Below are 6,549 nucleotides of genomic sequence, written 5' to 3'. Positions count from 1 at the left end.
GTAACGTATGGCCCATTTTTGTAGCAGCCCAGCGATTTGATCGATGTTGGCAAGATTACCCCACTTCCCGAGTCCCTATATCAAAATGCCCGATGCCGACTTCGGATTTCCGAAGCGGCAGCTGGTGGAGCGCTGCGGTGTGATGAGATGGCGCGCCGGCCGGGGTTTGACTATTTTGCCTGATCACCACCGGCACCAGCCTGAACCGTGCATCGTCGCCTCGGGCTTCCTCACCCCGACTTCAACGGCTTGCTGGTCGCACTGCGCACCGGGTTGCCACTGATCAACGAATCGGAAGGGTTGAGGATTACCTGGTCTGTGACCTTCAGTCCCGACAGCACTTCCACGCGATCGCCGTAGTCGCGCCCAATGGTGATCGGGACCAACTCCGCGGTAGCGTTGTGCACGACACCAACCCGCAGCCCCTCGCTGCGAAACAGCGGCGTGTTAGCAGGAACAGTCACCGACCGAGCCCGCCCCGGGAGCGTGAAATGGACAAACACGTAGGCGCCAGGCAACAACTTGCCCTCGGCATTATCCACGTCAACCTCGACCAGCAGAGTGCGCGATGCGGGGTTGATCGCGTTGTCGGTGCGCAACAGTGTTCCGTGGAAGACCTGCCCTGGATATTCATCGAGCGTCACCGCGGCCGCCTCGCCCGCGTGCATGGCGGGAACATAGAGCTCAGGCACCGCGACGAAGATACGCAGCGTCTCGGTTGCCGTCATGTGAAAGAGTTCTTGGGCCGGCCCACCGGCCCCCGCATTGATCAGGGATCCGACGTCGGTATTTCGCGCAGTGACGATGCCGTCGAATGGGGCGACCGCACGCTCGAAGCCGGTCAGCTCTTCCAGTCGGTCCACCTGCGCCTGCTGTGCCTGCAGATTGGCGCGCGCCACGGCAACGGCGGCGATGCTGCTAGCGTAAGTCAGCCGATCCTGGTCGCCCTGCTGATGACTGGTCCAGCCCTGGCTAACCAATACCGAGGAGCGACTGGTCGTCACCCTGGCGAGTTCCTCGTTCGCCTGCGACTGCGCGATCGCCGCCTGCATCTGCACCAATTGCGCGCGCGCCTGAGCGAGTTGCTGGTCGACTTCCGGGGCTTCGATCCGGGCCAACAGATCGCCCTTGTGGACATGCGCGCCGATATCGTAGTTCCAGGCCTTCAGATAGCCGCTGGTGCGGGCGTAGATCGGCGTGTCGATGAAGGCGGTGGTTTGGCCCGGCAGCACCAGCGCCAGGTCTGGCGCGTCACCCTGCGGATGTACCACCTCGACCACCGGCGAAGCCGCCGCCGTGGTCTCGGCGGCAAGCGCGGCCTCAGCGTGCTCGCGATCGTGTATGCCGCTGTAAATGCCGGCACCGAGCAGCGCGGCCGCCGCTGCTACCGTCAACAGCGCCGACGTGCTGCGCCGCCTTGCCGGCCATGCGCTTCGCTCGACCTCAGGTATTGCGAGGTGTCGAGTTTCCGGGTCCTTGAGCATCATGTCGTCAAACTCCTCATTCTGCATTGGTTGAGGCGTCGGATCCTGCAATCGGCCCGGGCGAGCGCCTGGCATGCAGCAGGGAGAAGACCGTGGGAACGAAGACCAGCGTGGCGACGGTCGCCAGTAGCAGGCCACCAATGACGGCGCGGCCGAGCGGCGCGTTCTGCTCTCCGCCGTCACCGGCGCCGAGCGCCATTGGCACCATGCCGATGATCATCGCCGATGCGGTCATCAGCACCGGCCGAAAGCGGGTGAAGCCTGCCTCGACCGCAGCCCGCACCGAATCGCCGTGCTCGGCCAGGTGCTCGCGGGCGAACGACACCATCAGGATGCTGTTGGCGGTGGCAACGCCCATACACATGATCGCGCCCATCAGCGCCGGCACGCTCAGCGTCGTCCCAGTTAAGAACAGGCACAAGACGATCCCGGCCAACGCCGCCGGCAGCGCGGTGATGATAATGAACGGGTCCAGCCAGGACTGGAAATTCACCACGATCAGCAAATAGACGAGCAGGATCGAAAAGCCGAGACCGACTGCCAAGCTCGCATAGGCGTCCTGCATTGTCTCCAGCTGACCCTTGACCGCGATGAAGCTGCCGCGTGGCAGGTGGCCGCGGTTGGCATCGACGATCCGCCCGATATCACGGCCGACCGCGCCAAGATCGCGCCCCTGCACGTTGGTGTAGATGTCGATCACCCGCCGGAGGTTGTACTCGTCGACCGCGGCCATCTCCTGCGACCGCTTGATGGTGGCGACGTTGGCGACGATTGTCGGCCCGGTTTCCGCGGGTCCGGTGACCGGGATGTTCTGCAGATCGCGAAAGGATTGGATGTCGTATTGAGGTGCCTGAGCGGAGACGTTGTAGTTCACGCCGTTCTGCCGGTTCAGGAAGAACTGCGGTGCAGTCTGGAAACTGCCGCTCAGCGTATCCAGCACGCTGGTCGCCACGTCATGCTCGGTCAGGCCGTTCTGCTGCGCCCTGGTACGGTCGACATCGACCTCGAAATCCGGGTAGTCGAATTGTTGCTGAATTCGCGCATCGACGACGCCGGGAACCAAGCGTACTTGCTCGAGGATACGGTCGGCGACAGCGCGGTTGGCCAGGATGTCGTTGCCGTCGATCTGGATGTCGATCGGCGATGGCACGCCGAAGTTGAGGATCTGTGTGATGATGTCGGCCGGCAGGGAATAGAACGTCACGCCGGGAAATTTGCGCGCCAGCTCACGGCGGATCTCGCCGACGTAGCGCGCGGTCGGCCGGTGACCGGGCGTGAGCGACACCATGATATCGGCGTCGGCCGCGCCGATCACGCCTGAGGACATGTGGGTCAGGTTGATGGTGCTGTAGGGCAGCCCGATATTGTCGAGGATCGTGTCCATCTCGCGCGGCGGGATGGAGTGTCGGATGACGTCCTCGGCCAGGTCGGCAAGCCGCGCGGTCTCCTCGATGCGAGTTCCGGTCTTTGCGCGCATGTGCAGGATGAACTGCCCGCTGTCCGTATTGGGGAAGAAATCCTGGCCGAGCCACGGTACCAGCAGGAAGGTCGCGACGCAGCACAGCATGAAGCCCGGGATGAATAGGGCACGGCGTTGCACGAGCAGGGTGAGCGCGTCGCGATAGGCGTGACGCAACTGCTCGAAGCGGCGTTCGAACCCAAGCTGGAACCACACCAGCGGATTGCGCGAGCGCCTGGCGCCGTGCGGCTTCGCCCGCAGGAGATACATTGCCATCGTCGGCACCAGCGTGCGCGAAAGCACATACGAGGCGAGCATCGCGAAGACCACCGCCTCAGCCAGCGGCACGAACAGATAGCGGGCGACGCCGTTCAACAGGAACATCGGCACGAACACGATGCAGATGCACAACGTCGAGACCAGGGCGGGAACCGCGATCTGCGACGCGCCGGTGAGGATGGCGCCCCGCAGCGGCTGCCGCTCCTCCAGTTAGCGCTCCATGTTCTCGATCGTGACCGTCGCGTCGTCCACCAGAATGCCGACAGCGAGCGCCAATCCGCCGAGCGTCATGATGTTGATGGTCTGACCAAGGACGCTGAGCACCATCACCGAGCTGAGGATCGACAGCGGAATGGAAACCGCGATGATGATGGTGCTGCGCCAACTGCCGAGAAAGAGCAGGATCATCAGCGCGGTCAGGCAGGCGGCGATCACCGCTTCGCGGATCACGCCGCCGACGGCGGCCTTGACGAAGATCGACTGGTCGGCGACCGGTTTTATTTGCAATTGCGGCGGCAACGTCTGTGCGACGCGCGGCAGCATGGCACGAATGCCGGTGACCACGTCGATGGTGGAGGCGTTGCCAGCTTTCAGGATACTCACCAGGACGCCGCGCTGGCCGTTCTGGCGCACGACGTTGGTCTGCGGCGCGAACCCGTCGCTGACGGTGGCGACATCGCGCAGATAGATGGTGGCGTTGCCGATCGTCTTGATCGGCAGATCGTTGAGTTGCTGGACCGTGCGCGTGGTCGCGTTGGTGCGCACGTCATATTCGAACTGCGAGATCTTCGCGGTGCCCGAGGGCAGTACAAGGTATTGCGCCGCCACGGCGGTTAGAACATCGGCGGGTGAGAGTCCCTTTGCTTGCAGCAGGGCCGGGTTAAAGTTGATCATCACCTGGCGCTGCTTGCCACCGTACGGGTACGGGACCACCGCACCGGGTACGGTGACCAACTGGGTGCGCAGGAAATTCAGGCCGAGGTCATTGAGCTGTTGCTCCGATAATCCCTGGCCGGATAAGCCGAGTTGCAGGATCGGCACACTGGAGGCGCTGAAGTCGAGGACCAGCGGCGGCTCCGTGCCGGGCGGCAATTGCCGCAACGTCGCTTGGGCAGCGGCGGTAACCTGTGCATTGGCTGTGTCGAGGCTGGTGCCCGGCTGCAGGAAGATCTTGATGATGGCTTGGCCGTTGTAGCTGGTCGACTCGATGTGCTGGATGTTGTCGACGAGCGCCGTCAGCGACCGCTCGAAGGGGGTGGTAAGCCGGCCTTCGACCTCCTCGGGATTCAGCCCGGTGAATGTATAGCCCACCGCGATGACCGGAATATTGATATTCGGAAAGATGTCCGTGGGTGTCCTCAGGATCACCAGTGGGCTCATGATCAGGATCAGCAGCGCCAGTACGACGAAGGTGTAGGGGCGGTTGAGTGCAACCTTGACGATCCACATGTGCAATCACTCCCAGAACTTGGTCAGGACCGGTCGAGCCGATGCTCGGTCCGTGATCTCGGTATCGTTTCGGAACGGTCGGGCCTGCGGCAGACGCATCGAAGGGCGCAGACCGGCCTGGCTTGGCCGGTCTTGTCACTCTGACCTAATGTTGGCGCTACACTTATGCAGCCTGGCGATTGAGCATCGATGTATGCATCAGTTGAATAAAGCGACCGTCCTGCGTGACAATCAGGTCCTGAACCCCAATACGCGTCCTTTCTCGCCTAGGCAGCCAGCCGATCAGGGGGTGCCATAAATTCGGGTCCAACCGGGTTCTTGACGCACGAGGCGACAATTCGGTCGATCTCGGCCATGGCATCGGCATCGATCTTCCAACCGGCTATCTCCGCTGTCGCGTCCAGTTGTTCCGGTCGGCGGGCGCCCCAGAGTGCGAAAGTGATCCCATCGCGGTCCAGGACCCATCGCATCGCCAGATGGATCACGCGCTTGCCATAATTCGCTCGTGCAAAGCGGTCGAGCTGCTCCACGGCTGCCACATATTGATGGAGGCGTGGCTCCTGGAATTTCGGGTCCGCCAGCCGGAGATCATCGCCAACGAAATCTGTGTTGCGTGTGATCCGCCCCGACAGCAAGCCACGACACAGCGGGCCGTACGCCAGAGTGGCAATGCCCCTGTCCCGGCAATACGGAAGCATCGCAGCGGCACTGTCACGCTCGAAGAGATTGAAGGGTGGTTGCGCCGTGTGCAATGGCGCGACTGTGCGAAACACTTCCATCTGTTCGACGCTAAAATTACTCACGCCGATCGCGCGAATCTTTCCCGCGCGATAGAGATCGAGCATCGCCTCGGCGGTTTCCTGGATCGGTACCATCGGATCGGGCCAATGCACCTGGTAGACGTCGATGACGTCGGTGCGTAGGCGTCGCAGCGAGTCCTCAACCTCCTTAATGATGCGCGCGCGGCCGGCGTTGCGGAACACGTTGCCATCGTGCCAGTCCAACCCGACCTTCGTCGCAATAACGACTTTGTGGCGTGCTCCGGCTTCGGACAACGCCCTCCCTACAAGCTCCTCCGCGTGACCGAAGCCATATGCTGGAGCGGTGTCGATCAGCGATATGCCTCGGTCGACCGCCGATCTTATGGTGGCGATGGCCCGGGCATCGTCGGTACCGCCCCACATCCAGCCGCCGATTGCCCACGTGCCAAGCGCTATGCGGGATGCACTTAACCGCGTGCCTGGAATGGTCGCAGTCTCGATATTCGTCATCTGGGCCATGTGAAACCTCTTGTGTGATGGGGATGCGGCTTGCAAAGCGGCCGCGGGCGAAATTGTGGTTCAGGCGTCAAGCCGGCGCGCGAGCGGCGGCGTAGGCGGGACCTGGGCATTCGGTGTTCGGGTATAGACGGTGATCACACCATCGGACGGCATCGACGACGGCGGTCCATGTCCAGGCCTCCCGTGGCCGATCAGGCCTGGATACCCGGTTGTGGCAGGGAGTGGCGGCATTGCGAATGGTTCGCCGGTGTGTCGCATCCGCTGGCGCCGACACTGGCCGTCAATAACCAGTGCGAGTGCAGTTCTTTTCATCATGCAACTCCTATGAGGCCGATCAGAGATCGGTACCGCGCCGCACGACGCCAAAGGCGGCGCGGGTCATTGGGACATGCATGCCCCGAATAGACTGACCCGCAGCAAGCCTGGTCAGCCGGCACGTATGTCACTGAGTTTGCTTTGTAACTGCTCAACCCGGCCTCGGCGGGCATCCGCAAGATTTTGCTTGACGCGGTAACGAGTGAGTCGATTCTAAAGCGGGGGTGAGCAGCACCCCCGACCTCAGCAAACTATCCCATGCGGAGAAGGATGCGCTGATCCT

The 6,549-nt window shown here is 62.6% G+C and carries 2 protein-coding genes and 1 pseudogene; all 3 read right to left on the bottom strand.

The genetic code is table 11. From position 1 onward, the window contains the following. Positions 1 to 230: 230 nt before the first annotated feature. Positions 231 to 1,511 carry an efflux RND transporter periplasmic adaptor subunit gene (locus VKI00_RS10215; RefSeq protein ID WP_324437293.1) on the bottom strand — a complete coding sequence of 427 codons (1,281 nt, stop codon included), beginning with the start codon at positions 1,509 to 1,511 and terminating at the stop codon, positions 231 to 233. Continuing rightward, positions 1,501 to 4,671 (bottom strand): annotated as a pseudogene (locus VKI00_RS10210) (efflux RND transporter permease subunit). Before VKI00_RS10210 ends, VKI00_RS10215 begins: the two are co-directional and overlap by 11 nt. 266 nt (positions 4,672 to 4,937) lie before the next feature. Beyond that, positions 4,938 to 5,951 (bottom strand): aldo/keto reductase, encoded by a 1,014-nt coding sequence (locus VKI00_RS10205; protein WP_324437291.1) that lies wholly within the window; start codon positions 5,949 to 5,951, stop codon positions 4,938 to 4,940. Between the last annotated feature and the right edge of the window lie 598 nt (positions 5,952 to 6,549).

This window comes from Mycobacterium sp., from assembly GCF_035314665.1.
Classification (GTDB): domain Bacteria; phylum Actinomycetota; class Actinomycetes; order Mycobacteriales; family Mycobacteriaceae; genus Mycobacterium.
Note: the sequence above shows the minus strand (reverse complement) of the source record. Positions and strands in the feature narration are given on the sequence as shown.

Coding starts and splice junctions, on each gene's coding strand:
- VKI00_RS10215 (WP_324437293.1), bottom strand. CDS start 1,511: ATGCAGAATGAGGAGTTTGACGACATGATGCTCAAGGACCCGGAAACT.
- VKI00_RS10205 (WP_324437291.1), bottom strand. CDS start 5,951: ATGGCCCAGATGACGAATATCGAGACTGCGACCATTCCAGGCACGCGG.